Annotated in this window: 11 protein-coding genes; 4 read left to right on the top strand and 7 right to left on the bottom strand. The window is 71.1% G+C overall.

Translation table 11 applies throughout. The features are described 5' to 3' along the window. Nucleotides 1-26 precede the first annotated feature (26 nt). Nucleotides 27-1,142, top strand: a complete 1,116-nt coding sequence (locus ACIQIB_RS34505; protein ID WP_363606897.1) for an ADP-ribosylglycohydrolase family protein — start codon at nt 27-29, stop codon at nt 1,140-1,142. A gap of 123 nt (nt 1,143-1,265) precedes the next feature. Here the strand turns inward: ACIQIB_RS34505 and ACIQIB_RS34510 are convergent, their stop codons facing one another. From ACIQIB_RS34510 to ACIQIB_RS34520, 3 genes are all read right to left on the bottom strand, one after another. Continuing rightward, nucleotides 1,266-1,475 carry a DUF397 domain-containing protein gene (locus tag ACIQIB_RS34510; RefSeq protein WP_363606898.1) on the bottom strand — a complete coding sequence of 70 codons (210 nt, stop codon included), beginning with the start codon at nt 1,473-1,475 and terminating at the stop codon, nt 1,266-1,268. Continuing rightward, a complete protein-coding gene (locus tag ACIQIB_RS34515) occupies nt 1,472-2,335 on the bottom strand; it encodes a helix-turn-helix transcriptional regulator (protein WP_363606899.1) in 864 nt (287 codons plus the stop codon). The genes ACIQIB_RS34510 and ACIQIB_RS34515 overlap by 4 nt, the downstream gene beginning before the upstream one ends. Before the next feature lie 775 nt (nt 2,336-3,110). Then, complete coding sequence (locus ACIQIB_RS34520; RefSeq protein WP_363606901.1) at nt 3,111-3,857, bottom strand: GPP34 family phosphoprotein; 747 nt, start codon at nt 3,855-3,857, stop codon at nt 3,111-3,113. A gap of 298 nt (nt 3,858-4,155) precedes the next feature. Here ACIQIB_RS34520 and ACIQIB_RS34525 point away from each other — a divergent pair, with 298 nt between their 5' ends. Further along, a complete protein-coding gene (locus ACIQIB_RS34525; RefSeq protein WP_400762862.1) occupies nt 4,156-6,603 on the top strand; it encodes a hypothetical protein in 2,448 nt (815 codons plus the stop codon). Between the two features lie 96 nt (nt 6,604-6,699). Here ACIQIB_RS34525 and ACIQIB_RS34530 read toward each other — a convergent pair whose 3' ends face one another. Then, nucleotides 6,700-7,686 carry a ribonuclease BN gene (locus tag ACIQIB_RS34530; protein WP_400762864.1) on the bottom strand — a complete coding sequence of 329 codons (987 nt, stop codon included), beginning with the start codon at nt 7,684-7,686 and terminating at the stop codon, nt 6,700-6,702. Between the two features lie 122 nt (nt 7,687-7,808). Beyond that, on the bottom strand, nt 7,809-9,299 hold the full coding sequence (locus ACIQIB_RS34535; RefSeq protein ID WP_363606904.1) for a glycosyltransferase family 39 protein: 1,491 nt from the start codon (nt 9,297-9,299) through the stop codon (nt 7,809-7,811). A gap of 599 nt (nt 9,300-9,898) precedes the next feature. On the opposite strand from ACIQIB_RS34535, the gene ACIQIB_RS34540 reads away from it, so the two are divergent. Next, a complete protein-coding gene (locus ACIQIB_RS34540; RefSeq protein ID WP_400762866.1) occupies nt 9,899-10,243 on the top strand; it encodes a protease inhibitor I42 family protein in 345 nt (114 codons plus the stop codon). A gap of 641 nt (nt 10,244-10,884) precedes the next feature. Beyond that, complete coding sequence (locus ACIQIB_RS34545) at nt 10,885-11,331, top strand: hypothetical protein (RefSeq protein ID WP_400762868.1); 447 nt, start codon at nt 10,885-10,887, stop codon at nt 11,329-11,331. Nucleotides 11,332-11,569: 238 nt separating this feature from the next. Here the strand turns inward: ACIQIB_RS34545 and ACIQIB_RS34550 are convergent, their stop codons facing one another. Together ACIQIB_RS34550 and ACIQIB_RS34555 are read right to left on the bottom strand one after the other, a co-directional pair. Then, nucleotides 11,570-12,793 carry a hypothetical protein gene (locus ACIQIB_RS34550; protein ID WP_400762869.1) on the bottom strand — a complete coding sequence of 408 codons (1,224 nt, stop codon included), beginning with the start codon at nt 12,791-12,793 and terminating at the stop codon, nt 11,570-11,572. A 157-nt stretch (nt 12,794-12,950) separates the two neighbouring features. Beyond that, nucleotides 12,951-14,561 (bottom strand): hypothetical protein, encoded by a 1,611-nt coding sequence (locus tag ACIQIB_RS34555; protein ID WP_400762871.1) that lies wholly within the window; start codon nt 14,559-14,561, stop codon nt 12,951-12,953. Between the last annotated feature and the right edge of the window lie 91 nt (nt 14,562-14,652).

Here is a 14,652-nt window from a genome sequence, read left to right on the forward strand (position 1 = left end):
CCCCGGACGAAAGGCACCTCGTCGTGATGCCACTGTGGTCACGCGCACAGCAGCAGGACTTCCGCAGCCGGGTGCGGGGCTGTCTGCTCGGCGGGGCGATCGGCGACGCGCTCGGCGCCGGAATCGAGTTCGAGTCGCTGGACAGGATACGGGCGGTGCACGGCCCGCACGGGGTGACCGGCTACGTCCCCGCGTACGGGCGGAGCGGCGCGATCACCGACGACACCCAGATGGTGCTGTTCACCCTCGACGGCCTGATCCGCGCCCATGTCCGCCGGGACACCGGCAGTTGGCACCCGCCCACCGACATCCACCTCGCCTATCTGCGCTGGGCCGCCACCCAGCGCGACTGGGGCCCGGACGAGCGCCGGGCCGACCTCGGCTGGCTCGGCCGCGAGGAGTGGCTGTACGCCCAGCGGGCCCCCGGCCAGGCCTGCCTCTCCGGCCTCTCCGGGCCGGACGCCGACCGGCTGGGCACCCTGGACGCACCCAAGAACCCGCACTCCAAGGGCTGCGGCACGGTGATGCGGGCCGCGCCGTTCGGGCTGCTCACCACCTGGGAGCCGGGCCTGGTGTTCCAGCTGGCGGTGGAGTGCTCGGTGCTCACCCACGGCCACCCCACCGGCTACCTCTCGGCCGGGGCGCTGGCGGTGATCGTCCAGACCGTGGCCCGCGGCGGCACCCTGGAGGAGGGCGTCCACCTCGCGCTGGCCCTGCTCTCCGAGCGGCCGGCGCACGAGGAGACCACGGCCGCGCTGCGGGCCGCGCTGGACGCCGTCCGGGCGGGCGAGCCGTCCGCCGAGCGGGTCGAGGCGCTGGGGGAGGGCTGGGTCGCCGAGGAGGCGCTGGCGATCGGGGTGTACTGCGCGCTGGTCGCCCACGACGTGCGGTCGGGCCTGCTGCTGGCGGTGAACCACTCCGGGGACAGCGACTCCACCGGCGCGATCTGCGGCAACCTGCTCGGGGTGCTGCACGGTGACACCGCGCTGCCGCCCGGCCTGGTGGCCGGTGTGGAGGGGCGCGGGGCGATCCTGGAACTGGCCGACGACTTCGTCCTGGAACTGATGCACGGCCCCGAACTGCACGGCCAGGAGACCCCGGAGGGCGCCGCCTGGGCCACCCGCTATCCGGTGCTGGGCTGAACGCCGCTTCCAGGACGCACAGTTGCCCGTAGCGGTGCCCGTCGCCGGGGGAGGACGACGGGCACCGCTACGGGCAGCTGGGCCGAGAACGGACCCCCGGACCCGGACGGGACCGGGCCAGGATCAGAATCCGCCGAACGCCCCTGTCCCGGCGGCGGTGGCGAAGGCATTCCAGGCGTCGGACGAGAAGTGCAGTTGCGGGCCTTCCGGATCCTTGGAATCCCGGACCGACACCGCGTCCGCCAGCGGGGTGGCGATCTCCACACAGGCGCCGTTGCCGCCGCTGTGACTGCTCTTCCGCCAGGCCGTCCTGTTCTCGAAGGTGGTGCTCATTCGTGGTATCCCTCTTCAATCGTGGCTATCAGTGACCGGCTCTCCGCCACTCCGAGCGCCGCTGCGCGCAGGTGGTCGTAGAGACTGGTATAGCGGCGCACGTCCGCGTCCTTCTCGAGGTAGAGATCACTCGTCACCCCTTCGAAGTAGACAACCGTCGAATCGGCTGACTCGGGGAACTCCAACAGGGAGAATGTCCCGGTCATACCGGGGTGGGCACCGTGCGAGAACGGGATCACCTGGATGGTGATGTTGGAGCGCTGGCTCAGCTCCAGCATGTGCTTCAGCTGGCCGGCCATCACCTCACGGCTGCCGACCTCCCGGCGCAGCACCGCCTCGTCTATCACCGTCCAGAGACTGCCCAGCCGGTTCTCCCCGTGGACGCGGTCCTGGCGCTTCATCCGGACCTGGACCCGCCGTTGCACGGAGAGCGCGTCGGTGTCCGGCTGGGTGCCCTCCACCACGGCCTGCGCGTACTGCTCGGTCTGCAACAGGCCGGGGACGAACGAGGACTCGTACGCGCGGATCGAGGAGGCCTCGGCCTCCAGCCCGATGTAGACGCTGTACGGGGTCGGCATGTCGTTGAAGTCGTGCCACCAGCCGCGCTGGCGCGACTCCTTGGCCATCTCCATCAGACTGGCGCGCATCTGCTCGTCGGTCACGTTGTAGACGTCGCAGAGGTCGCGCACATCGCGCTGGCTGATGCTGCGGCGGCCGTTCTCCAGGCGGCTGATCTTCGACTGGGAGACCATCAGCCGGCCGGCCACCTCCTCGGCCGTCATCGCCAGGCCCTCGCGCAGCTTGCGGAGTTCGGAACCAAGGCGCCTGCGGCGCACGGTGGGATTGATGTTCGCGGACACGTCGACCTCCGGCCGGACCTCGGGTGATCGTTGGACCGGCAGCCCTCGGAACACTGTTGAAATTGGGACCAACCCCCCTGACTTGGAGCAGCATGTCACCTTGGATCAGGTCGGCGCCGGGGAATCGCATGAGCGCGGTAGATCGGATCATCAGAAAAGCGCTTCGGCGAGACGGCGGGTGCCTCCGGATGGTATGGCGGTGGTGCGGCTCGATCCGGTAGTGCGGTGATGGTGCGATGGCGGTGGTGCTGCCGTGGTGCGATGGCGGTGGTGGTGCCGCGGCCGGGCCGCGGTGGCGGTGAACGGGTGTTGCGGAGACGGTATCCGCTGAGGCACATGCTGATGGCACGTGCCCGGGTGTTGTGGACCGGTCTCCGCCATGGCATCCGGGCCGGGTGCGGGGACGGCAGAGGGGCGGTCGCCGGGCGACTTCCGTCGCGGGCGATCGCCCCTCTGCCCTGCTGGGTACTGCTCGGTCCCGCCGCTGTCACCGGGGTTGCTCACCCGGGTGACTCACTCGGGAGCCCGCCGCGGACTGGCGGCGCGAGCGATGCGCCGCGCGCCGCCTCGCGCGCCGGACGACGTTCCCGCCGGGAACCTGCGCGGCCGTACGGGCCGCCGGACGGGCCGTGCGGGCCGTGGGACCGGTTCGTCGGGCCGTGGGACCGGCCCGACGACCGACGGCCGGTGCGTCTGTCGACACGGCCGTCGGTGCGGTCGGTGCGGTCGGTGCGGTCGGCGTCGGTGGTGCGGCCGGAGCCCTCGGGAGTCTCCGTCAGCGGACGCCGACGCGGGACGGTGTGGCCCGCCCGCCGGCCGCGCCGCGACCCGCCGTGCGCTGACCCGGACGGCCGGTGCCGGCCGGGGCGCCGCCCTGCGGCGAGCGGTTCTGCTGGGCCGGCAGGCCGTTCTGCACGTCCATCACGGCGTGCGCGACCATCCCGCCCAGCGGGTCGTAGCGGATCAGATCGCGCAGCCGGGACCGCGACGACCGCCCCTCGTTGCCGGGGTACAGGTGCTTGCCCAGACCCACCGAGTGGGCCAGGGCCGCGAGCGCGGCCGTCCGCGGGTCCGGCGGCACGCCGGTGCGGATCGCGGTGTCCAGCCGCTGCTTTATCGCGGCGTTGGTGCAGTCGTCGGACGCCTGATAGCGCGTCGTCGGCAGGACCCCGCACACCTGGCCCGGCACGGCGGTCACCATGCCGCACCGTTCCAGGTGCGCCAGATAGGTCTGCCGCAGCCCCAGCCGGGGCCCGCCGATCCAGTGCGCAGCGCGAACCGGGCTGCCGCGTCGGCGCAGCAACTCCAGTGCGTGGTCCAGCGTCGGGTCGCCGGTCGGCCGTGGCAGCACCACGGCGATCCGGTCTCCCTCCGGGACGATCCGTCCGGCCAGGGACAGCTCGACGAGCTGTGCCCCGGCAAGTCCGAGGTCGAGGGTCTGCGGCTGCGCCGTGGTGCCCGTGGTCGGGTCCAAAGCGAGCAACAAGAGTTCCTCGGGAACAGTTCTGCGGCTCTTGCCCATCCAAGCCTCCCCGCGTGGATGAATGACAGCGTGACGCCTCTCACACGGGCTTGTCGAGTACGCCTCCGAATCGTGACCTTGCGGCGGGGCCGGGGAACCGGCGGCGGCAGGGTGGGCGTCTGACCGGGGGACAGCCCGGAGTGCGGCCGTGCGGCGACAATACGCGCCGGTCGGGCGGGGTGTGGGCGGTCGGAACGGCCGCCGGTGGCGGAGACTGTACTGGTACATGGGGCGGGGCGTCGGCTTCCCGAAATCGGGTCTGCCGGTGCCCCGCCGGGCGTTGAGGAGGCTGGGTTACGTGGGCGAGTCCCCCGACAGGGTGCTGCGGGACGGCGAGCGGGAGCAGGAGCGGGACCGCGAGCGGGCCGGTGTCGGCACCGGCACCGCTCCGGCCGGCGCTCCGGCCGGCGCTCCGGCCGCCGCTTCGGCGGCGAGGGCCGCGGCTCCGGCCGAGCCGGACGACGCCGACGCAGCCGAGGCCGCCGACGGAACCGGGGCCGCCGACGGAACCGGGGCCGCCGACGGAACCGGGGCCGACGGCGCCGCCGAACCCGCGGCGGGCGGTGCGCCGCGAGCGGCGAAGGCCGGCTCGACCGTGCAGCTCCGTGTCCGGGATGTGGACACCCGAACCACCATGCTGCGCCTGCCGGTCGACAACGCGACCACCGCGCTGCGCCTGCCCGACGAGGTGCTGAGGCCGGTGGGCCCTGACGGTTCCGCAGGTGACGGCGGTGAGAGCGGTGAAGAGGCGGCCGGAACGCCGACGGGTGCCGCCGCCGCGCCGGCCGAGCGCCCGGCCGCCGTCGATCCGCGTCTTGCGATCCGGACGGCCGTGGCGGCCGTGGCGGCCGGGGCGGGAGGGGTCGCGAAGGCGGTGGAGAAGGCGGCCGACGCACCGGAGGCGGACCGGTCCGGGGGTGCCGCGGGCGCCGGGGGAGCTGCCGAGGGCGCCGCCGAGGCCGCGGACGTCGAGAAGGCGGAGAAGGGCGAGAAGCCCGAGGAAGAGGAAACGGAGAAGGCCGAGAAGGCCGAGGACGTTCGGAACGCGGACCAGGCCGAGACGGAGGCCGCCGAACAGCCCGAGCAGCCCGCCGAGCCCGCCGAGTCCGAGCCGGCCGGGAGACCGGAGAAGCCCCGGGCGTCCCGGGCCCCCGCCGCCGGTACCGTCCCCGAACCGCCGGCGCCGAAGCCGCTGCCCGGTCCGGCCCCCGTTCCCGGGCCGGAGCCCGAGCCCGTTCCCGAGCCCGTCCCCGAGCCGGAGCCCGTCCCCGAGCCGGAGCCCGTCCCCGAGCCGGAGCCGACGCCCGAGCCGGAGCCGACACCGAAGCCCGAGCCCGCCCGCAAGCCGGCCCCGAAGCCCGTACCGGTCCCGGTCCCCGAGCCGCTCCCCACGCCCGACCGGCAGCCGGTGCCGCCCGCACCGCCGCTGCCGAGGCCCGAGCCGCTGCCCGTCCCCGAGCCGATGCCGAGGCCGGAGACGACGGCCGAGGCCATGGAGGTCCTGGCGGCGCTCAACGCCCGCCCGGTCTCGCCGCTTCGCCGCGCGCTCAAGCGGATCACCATCTGGACCGTCTTCCTGGCCGTCGTCCTCGGCGCGGTGGCGACCGCCCAGCTGCTCCGGCCGCTGCCGAACACCAGGGTGAAGTCGACCTCCCCGGGCAGCTTCGCCTTCGGCGGCGACCCGCTCGACCTTGCCTGGCCCGCCAAGGGGCAGTCCGCCGCCGAGGTGGTCGGGGTCGGCAGCCTCGGCAGCTCCGGCCCGGAGACGCCGGCCTCGATCGCCAGCGTCACCAAGGTCATGAACGCCTACCTGATCCTCCAGGCGCACCCCCTGAAGAAGGGGGAGAGCGGCCCGAAGATCACCGTCGACAAGCAGGCCGCCCAGGAGTCCGGCAACGTCGACGAGTCCAAGGTCACCCTCGTCGAGAACCAGCAGCTCACCCAGTACGAGGCGCTGGAGATGCTGATGCTCCCCTCCGCCAACAACGTGGCCCGGCTGCTCGCCCGCTGGGACTCCGGCTCGGAGGAGGCGTTCGTGAAGAAGATGAACGACACCGCCGCCGCGTTCGGCATGACCAACACCGTCTACGCCGACCCGGCCGGGTTCATCGCCGACACCAAGAGCACCGCCAAGGACCAGCTGAAGCTCGCCGAGCGGGTCATGCAGAACGAGGTCTTCCGGCAGATCGTCTCCACCCCCGACACCACCTTCAACGGCCAGAAGATCTACAACACCAACCAGCTGATCTCCCCGAAGAACGGGATCATCGGTGTCAAGACCGGTTCCAGCACCCCGGCCGGCGGCTGCCTGATGTGGGCCGCGTACAAGGAGATCGGCGGCGTCAGGCGGCTGATCCTCGGCGTCACCCTCGGCCAGCCCGCGACCGCCACCGAGGGCATCCTCAAGGTGGTCCAGAACGTCAGCGCCAAGCAGATCCAGGCCGCCCAGAACGGGCTGACCGGACAGACCCCCGTCAAGCAGGGCGACGTGGTCGGCCAGGTCGACGACGGGCTCGGCGGCAAGGTCCCGGTCGTCGCGGCCAAGGACCTCACGGTGGCCGGCTTCCCCGGCATCACCGCCACCCTCACCCTGGACCCGGCGAAGATCGGCCACAAGGCCCAGGCCGGGACCGAGGTCGGCGTTCTGCGCTCGGGCGAGGGCGACAACCGGGTCGAGGTCCCGGTGGTCCTCCAGTCCGACCTGACCCCGCCGTCCATCCTCTCCCGGCTCACCCGCACGCTCTGAGCGGCCACCGGCCCCTGAGGCCCTGACGGAGGGGGAGCCGGCCCGGCCGGCTCCCCCTCCCGCCGTTCCGGCCCCGGGCGCCGCCGGAACGCGCGGTCAGAACCGGGTGCCGCCCCAGACGCCCGGTTCGGTGCGGGTGCCCAGAACGTGCGCGACCGGCTCCTCCTCCGCCACCACCCGGCCCAGCGCCAGCGCCAGCGTCAACCCGGCGAACAGCACGATCAGCCAGGACAGACCGGTGAAGATCACCCCGTACGCGCCGAACTCCGCCACGCTCTTCGCCATCGCGTGCGGCAGATAGATCCGCGCCGCCACCCCGAGGGCCATCACCGTCACCCCGCAGAGCAGCGCCCCCGGCAGCAGCGGCAGCCAGCGCGCCCGGCCACCCAGCAGCAGGTGCTGCGTCCACCACCAGAGCGCGGTGGTGCTCAGGAAGGCCAGCGGCAGCCCCAGCCAGGCGCCCGCGCCGAAACCGTCCCGTACCGGCGTCTGCAAGGCCAGCCAGATCAGCCAGACCGCCAGCCAGACCAGCCAGCGCCAGGCCGCCAGGCGCGTGCCCGCCCTCGGCAGCTCCCAGCAGCGCTCGCAGACCCGCTGCATCGCCCGGCTGAGCGCCGTCGCCGACAGCAGCGTCACCAGCGCGCCGACCACCCCGAAGCCGGTGTCCTCCTCGTGGCTCGTCGCCAGCAGCTGCTGCAGCGACTGCTGCGCCGCCCCCTGCACGCCAAGCTCGGTACGGAGCGAGTCCAGCACACCGGTGCGGATCGCCGTCGGGGCGAACACCGACACCACGAACAGCGCGGGCAGTGCGCTCAGAAAGGCCTGGGCGGCCAGCCGGGTGGCGCAGTCCAGCAGGTTCACCCGCAGCAGCTGGCCGACCGCCCGGCCCACCAGCGGCACCTGGTCGGGCAGCCCGCGCGCGAACCGCGTCAGCTCCGCCGACCGCTCCCGCAGCCGGGCCGTCCGCCGCCACTTCCCGCCGTCCGGGGGCTTCCCGTCCCCGCCTGCGCTGCCGCTGCCGCCGGTCCCGCACCCGCCGCTGCCGTCGTCGCCCGGGGGCGGACCGGTCGGCTGCTCGCTCACGGGCTCGTCCTCCTCGGCCGCCGCCGGACGGGCGTCCGGGGCGCCCTGATCACCGGGCTCCATGGTCACCCGGCCCCCGGCCACCCGCATCCGGGCCGCGCGCCCGCGAACGGACCGCAGGCTCAGCCGGTACGGTCCAGCAGCGCGAGCGTCACCCCACCGAGCGGCGTCACCCGGCCCGGCGCGCCGTACCGGGACCGGAGCACCCGCGCCTGGTCCTCCGGCATCGCGGCCAGCGGATCGGCGGTGTCCCCGAGCACCAGCAGCCATATGCGCTGCCCCTGCCCCACGCACTCGGCGGGCCGCGGACAGCCGACCGGGAAGAGGCCCTCCGCCTGGAGGGCGCTGCGCTCGACGAAGACCGGGGACGGCCGCACACCGTCCGGCAGATAGTAGGAGACACCCGCCCAGATCATCGCCCAGCTCTGGTCGCCGAGCGGGGCCGCCAGCCCGTCCCCGGGCCGGTACCCGGCCGCTATCAGCCCGGCGGCCGCCCGGTAGGGCTCCTTCGAGCGCGAGTGCGAACCCGCGTACCGCACCGAGGACTGCTTGGGCAGCGCCACCAGCGCGGGCACCGCGAGCAACCCGACCGCCAGCAGCGCCCCGGCGGCCCGGAGCTGCCCCGGCGTCCGGCTGCGCCGGGCCGCGGCAGCCACCGTCGTGTACACCGCGCGGACCCCGCCACCGCCCAGCGCCGCCCAGGCGGGCAGCGTGAACAGCAGATACCGGTCGACGAAGTACGAGGTGCTGCCGCGTGACACCAGCCAGACGCCCACCACCGGCACCACCGCGAGCAGCAGCAGCTGGAGGGCGGGCAGCCGCCGCGCGGGCAGCACCAGCACCAGCAGCGCGAGCAGGACGAAGCTGTGGAACACCGAGGCCGAGCCGAACAGCGGCTCACCGAAGTGCCACAGCTCGCTCAGCGAGGGCGTCCCTATCCAGCCCAGCTGCTGGCCCGACTGCCGGCTGCCCAGCACCACCACCGGCACCACCGGCAGCGCCGCCGCACCCACCGCCAGCGGGTACTGCCAGAACAGCCGCCGCTCCACCGCGCCCCGGGTGCGCCACAGGTGCAGCGCCACCACCATCAGCTGCCCGGCGAGGGTGCTGAGCGAGATCAGATGCCCCGCGCCCGCCGCCGCCATCGCCACGCCGTACGGCGCCCAGCGCCGCAGCCCCGGCCGCTCCAGCGCACGCAGCAGGAACCAGGTGGCCGCCGCGACCGCGCAGGTGACCAGCGCGTACGAGCGGGCCTCCTGCGCGTACCGCGAGACCAGCGGCACCACCGTGAACAGCAGCCCCCCGCCGATCGCCGCGACCCGCCCGCCGAACAGCCGCTCCGCGGTGAGCGCCACGAACGCCGCCGCGCCGGCCATCGCCAGCACCGAGGGCAGCCGCAGCGCGATCGCCGAGTCGCCGAACAGCGCCGTCCAGCCATGCATCAGCAGGTAGTAGGCCCCGTTGCTGGCATCGATGTGCTGCAGCAGCCGGAGCAGATCACCGAGCGACCGGGTGGCCACCGTCCAGGTCGCCACCTCGTCCCGCCACAGCTCGGGCGTCCCGAGCCGGTACGTCCCGACCGCGAGCATGGCCAGCGCCGGCCACAGCCACACCTGCCCCAGCAGTCGGACAACCGTGCTCGAAGCGGCAGCTGGTCTCATCGGGCAGGCCTCGTCGTGGCGATGGAGCGGTTGGGTCCTTCGCAGGCTACTGGACTGCTCCTGACGCCCCATCGCCACCCGGCCCTCCAGCCGCCCGGCCCGTCCGGCCCCGCCGGATCCGCTCGGCACAACCGCCGAGCGGCGGCCGATCGAGGGCCGACAGTGACGATGGGGCGGGGCCGGATCGGCCGGATCCCCGAAGCGGCCGGTCGATCCGGTGACGTGCCGAACGCGTCGGCACCGACGTCGAGCCGGTCGTGGGTTCCGGCCTCGCCGGGTGGGTGGTCCCCGCACCGGAGACACCAGGACGATCCGCCCGCGGCCGAGGCCCCACAGGCATCCGTTCACCCGAATGGCCGGTACGGATGAGGACGGGTGCCCGCGTGCCTACGCTGGGGAACGCGGGGCCGGAGCTGCGCCCGGGACCATGTCACCGGCATGCGGGGGCGCGCGGGGGAAGCCGCTCCGAAGACATCGGACGAGCAGGGTCACGGCTCTCGTGAACCCGTGATCGTGTCCGGGTCCCGCGTTCTCGGAAGGAGCGAATGACGATGACGTCTGTCACCGCGCCGACGCAGTTCCTCGTCCTGTCCCAGGCGGACCTGGGCAGGCCGCTCCAGGTCCAGCTCAACGGGCTGGTCGTGGTGGACCTGGAGACCAACGCCAGCATCGGATCCGACTGGCGCTACACGCCGCTGATCGGGGGCCCGGAGTCGTTCGAGCTGCTCAGCGACGCCGAACTGTCCGGCAAGATCCCGGGTTCGTTGGGAGCCCACTCCTTCCTGTTCCGTGCCGTGCGGCCCGGAACCGGGGAGCTGAGGTTCGAGCATGAGCAGCAGGGCCAGCCGGACGGGGAACCGGTCCTGTTCACCATCGAGATCGTGCCGGCTGACTGAGCTCGGGGGATCTGGGCGGTACCGCCCGGGAGCCGGGCCTTCGACCGGCCGGAGCCGCGGCGCTCCCCCGGTTGAACCGCCGACCACCCGGGCGGTGCCGCCACCTCGTGGCCGCACGCGGCCGCGATCTCGGGGGAGCCGCTCCGCCTGGGCGGCCGGGGTCACCGCCCGGGCAGCGCCACCCGGCCGGCAAACACGCAGATCAGCGAGGTGTCGACAAACAGAACAGGGGCCGGGGCGCAGCGGGGGGAGATCTCCGGCAGTCCGATCCGCTAGTCTGTCATCGGTCAGTCGGCTGTCCCGCTGCGGACACGGGCGCCACCCTTCCCCGGGTGTCGCCGGGAGCACGTGCCCACTGCCTGACCAGGGCGTTTGTCCAACCAGCCCGAAGCCCCTTCCGGGTTTCGGCAAGGTCCTCGACAAGCCCCGCCTCAGTGGGACGTGTAGAAAACCCCGAAGCTGCAGGTCGGGGCGGGCTGCGCCCGGTCGCCTGGAACGCGGATCGCAGGATTCGGGAACGCGTCGCCGACCCTCAGGGCCTTCCACCTGGCCTCACGTTCAGCCGGCCTGACCACTTCCTGCCTCGGATGGCGCGCTTGAGTGGCGCTCCGCAGCGGAGCCGTCATGATCGAGATATGTGCATGTATGCACCACTGGTGCGGCGGCAGGTCGTCCTTGTCGTTCTGGATGAGGTGGGGCGGGTCGCCCTCATTCCCGCGAGCAGGTATGAGGGCGGGATGAGGGTGCCGGTGGTCACCGTCCGCAGGACGGAGAGCTGGGTCGCGGCGGCCGCGAAGGGGATGGTCGAGTTGGGTGTGCGCTCGTTCAGATGGGGCAACACCGTCGGACATCGCTGGGCCTATATCCCCCGTGGAACCGGCCAGGTTCGGGTGGCAGAACGGATCTATCTGGCCAGGGCTTCTTCGGCCGGGGGTCGGATCCACGGCAGATGTCGTCCAATGGTCTGCTGGTCGGATACCGAGCTGCTCTCCTCCTCGACAGTGGTCGTCCCCTCGCCCGAGCTGGCGACCCTCGTTGCGGGCTACATCGAAGGTTGGATCCCGGACGGTCTGGTCGGCCTGGACTGAGCGAACCCTTGGTCGCAGGATGTGGAGGTCGGCTGCCGCCCGAGGCCGGTTTCTGGCGACCTGGGGCACGGCCCCATGGCCGGAGGATGGAGCTTGTTACCTGGCTCCTCGCGGGTGAAGGTGTAGCCGCGGGGCGTGCGGCGATCACCGAGCTGGGGCGAGTCCGTCGAGAGGTAACCAGCATGGGAGGCTGGCTCGTTCAGCCCCAAGGGCCCGACGGCTGGCGGTCGACATGCGCTCACTCCTCTTCGCCGTGCTCCTCGCCGTCAAGGGCGGCGCGGCCCGCCAAGACCAATACAGCTCCCGCGACCGCTACGCCCGCTGCCATGGCCCCTTTGCGCCCGACCTCTGCGGCCGCGTTCTTCAATTGCGCTGGGTCCTGAGCCGCGTCCCACCATCGTGTCGCTTCCAGTGAGCGTCGACCGGGCTCGATTCCGAGCGGCCTGTGGAAGTCATCGACGACGAGGCCGACACGGTTGATCGAGCCCACCAGGGTCCGGTGCGCGGGCAAGTGCAGCAGCACATTCGAGTTGGCCGTATCGGCAGCCGCATCCATACGTGCCATCAGGTGCTCAATCTTCTGTGAGATGAGTTCCCGCCGCTTCTGCCGGTCGTCCTTCAGCAAGAGCCGACGCCCGTCCAGCTTGTCCGGAGACTCGTCCAGGACCCTCTGCAGTCGCAGTACGTCGAGCGCGTCCTGCAGTTCGAAGCAACGAGCCACAACGGCGAGCAACTCCTCGACCTCAGAGACTGCTTCCTCGACCGTCTTGGCGAGATCACCGATTCTGGTCGCGCTCTCCAGTCTCTCCGCGAGTGCGTTGAGTCGACCGAGTGTCCAGCCCAGGGCGTCCGTGATCGTATGGGTCCTGGCCTGAACGGTCGACCACGTGTCATCGTCGACCCGACCTTCTCGTTCCAAAATGTTCATGGCCGACTCGATGTCGAGGCTCGCTCCGAAGACCTTCCCCAACTCGGAATCCTTCTGGGCGCGAATAATGTCGTCGACCTTCTTGTCGATCGTCGCGAGATAGCTCTTGATCTCACTCATCTCGTGATGCATCGCCAGCTGCGCCATGATCCCCGCGATGCCAGAAAGAACGGCCGGGTTGGTCAGGAGCGAGCCGGGGCCCTCCGTGACCTGGAGCCATGACTTGATTGAGCCAGGTTTCCCCACCATCGCATAACTGGTGCCTGGTGTCTTGCCTTCCATCAGCCCGAACTTCTTGACTAGATGTGCAGACTCCTTGGTCAACTTCAGCCAGCAAGCTGAGTTGGCAGAAATTTCAGAACTTGCCTGTGCGATTCCAGCTATGGTGCGGAGGAGGGGTCCGAGTTTTTGCAGCCCGAGGCCCTTCGAAAGGGACAGTAGCCCCTCTGAGGCGAGGAAGCGTTTGACATCCGTTGGGTTCCCGATGACCGCAAGTCCATCGCCGTCGGTGATCAGCCAAACTTTGTTGTCCATCGTCTGCTCCTGTAGTCAATCATCGCAGTTGAGGGCAGTTGGGGTGGGCGGCGCAAGAGTCGCTCTTGCCGGATGAGTTGCCTCCGGCCCGGATGTCGATGTGCATACCACGCCCCCACGGCGGATCCGGCTACCTCGAACGTCGATCGGCCGGACGTTACTGGACTGCCCAGCCCTGCTTCCACTTCGCCAGAACCAGCCAGAACTCGTGAGGCCATGACATCGTCAACGGATCGAAGGCATAGTTCTCGGCCGAAGCCGTCTTCCAGAGATTGAGCGCGTTCTCCGCCTCATCTGCAAGGAGTCTTGCGGCGGCCAAGAGGTCTCGTGCAGTGCCGTAGTCCCTGCGCTCTGCAGCGTCTGCGAGGCTGGGCCAGAGTTCCCACACCAGGTGTTGTTGGAGTTCTCGAAGGTGGTCGCCGGTCTTGCGCTCCACGAAGTCGCGCACGCTCTGGTCCACCTCCTCATCCTGGCGGTCGAGTTCACCAAGCTGGTCGTCATCCCAACCGTGCTTCTCGACGAGCTCTCTCCAGAACACCCAGGCACGCTCGGCCTCGGTCCGTGCGTACTCCCTAAGCCCTTCCGGCGTCAGCCGAGGGAATTGCCGGGCATCCAGCTCCTCGGAGCCGGAAGCCCCCATCGGTGAACTCGGCCCGTTTCCGTACCGGATCTGCGTGAGGACCTCCAGCAGGCGGAGCGAGGAGGCGACCTCCTCGTCACGGATCACATGGCAGATGTCGGCAACATCCTGGACGACCTCTTCCCAGCTTTCCTCCGCGATGTGGTTATCGAGCTGATCGGCCAGTGAGTCCGCCGAGCCTCGCTCGCGCAAGTCGCCCAGAAGCTCCTCGATCTTGGAGTCAAGTCGCTCTACGGCTGCCTCAGGGGTCTCCCGGTCGCGCCTTGCCGCGGCTTCCTTCTCCGCACGCTCGATGGTGTCCCTGTGCTGCTTGCGGGCAGCCTGAGAAGAAGGGAGACGGGTCTGCAAGGCTCGCATCTCCTCGGCTTTCGTCAGGTCGATCTCGTCGAGCAGCCCGATAGCGTGCATGCGGTGTCCGGCCTGGATGGTTGGATCCGATGCGAGGCAGCAGAGCAGGCCTACGGCGTCCTTCGGAGCGCGTCGTGCTACGGCCACGGCAAGCGCGAGACGGGCCGCGCTCGATGCACCCTGGTGTGCAGCAAGCTGTTCCACGGCCTCAGGCACGTACCCGGCGGGGTGCTTGTGCTCGGCGAGAGCCAGACCCACCCGCATGCGGGTCGTGAGCGGGGCGGTCTCGTCTGCGGCGAAGAGGTTTGCCGTCCACAGCGCCCACCCGTCACGTACGGCATCCGCCAGCCAATCCCAGCTGTTCTTGGGAAGCAGGTAGCGGGCTTCCAAGTAGCCCAGGTCATCACGGCCGTGAGCCAAGGCGTCTGCCGCCCGGTGCCTCAGTCCCGCAGGGAGGCCCTTGGCGCCGGCGACGTAGCAGAGACCGACTGTGTACTCGGAGGCGGAGTAACTAGGCCGGTCAACCTGCACTCTGGACAGATGCAGGATCCGCTGCAAGTCCTCGTGCCAGGGACCCGGTGTCAGGACGATGAATGAGGCTGCCGCGAGTTCTGGGCCGCCGCGCATGTTGCATGCTTCCAGGCTGGAAGTCCGCCAGTGGTCGGCTAGCGACGCATCTGCCAACCTGACGAGCCATGTCAGGGTGGTGTCGCTCGGCTTCCTGGAACGTGCCGGCACCTCGCAGCCGGGCAGGAATTCGGGCCTTCCGGCGGTTCCCATGGGTCCCCCTTGATCGACAGCCATCGGCATACTAGCCACGGCCCATGCGGTGCGGCGGCCATCTTGCTTCTCTCGCGGCAGATAGCTTGAA

Origin of the sequence: Kitasatospora sp. NPDC092286 (assembly GCF_044755565.1) — a bacterium.
GTDB lineage: Bacteria > Actinomycetota > Actinomycetes > Streptomycetales > Streptomycetaceae > Kitasatospora.

Coding starts and splice junctions, on each gene's coding strand:
- ACIQIB_RS34550 (WP_400762869.1), bottom strand. CDS start 12,793: ATGGACAACAAAGTTTGGCTGATCACCGACGGCGATGGACTTGCGGTC.
- ACIQIB_RS34510 (WP_363606898.1), bottom strand. CDS start 1,475: ATGAGCACCACCTTCGAGAACAGGACGGCCTGGCGGAAGAGCAGTCAC.
- ACIQIB_RS34540 (WP_400762866.1), top strand. CDS start 9,899: ATGACGTCTGTCACCGCGCCGACGCAGTTCCTCGTCCTGTCCCAGGCG.
- ACIQIB_RS34545 (WP_400762868.1), top strand. CDS start 10,885: ATGTATGCACCACTGGTGCGGCGGCAGGTCGTCCTTGTCGTTCTGGAT.
- ACIQIB_RS34520 (WP_363606901.1), bottom strand. CDS start 3,857: ATGGGCAAGAGCCGCAGAACTGTTCCCGAGGAACTCTTGTTGCTCGCT.
- ACIQIB_RS34505 (WP_363606897.1), top strand. CDS start 27: ATGCCACTGTGGTCACGCGCACAGCAGCAGGACTTCCGCAGCCGGGTG.
- ACIQIB_RS34555 (WP_400762871.1), bottom strand. CDS start 14,561: ATGGGAACCGCCGGAAGGCCCGAATTCCTGCCCGGCTGCGAGGTGCCG.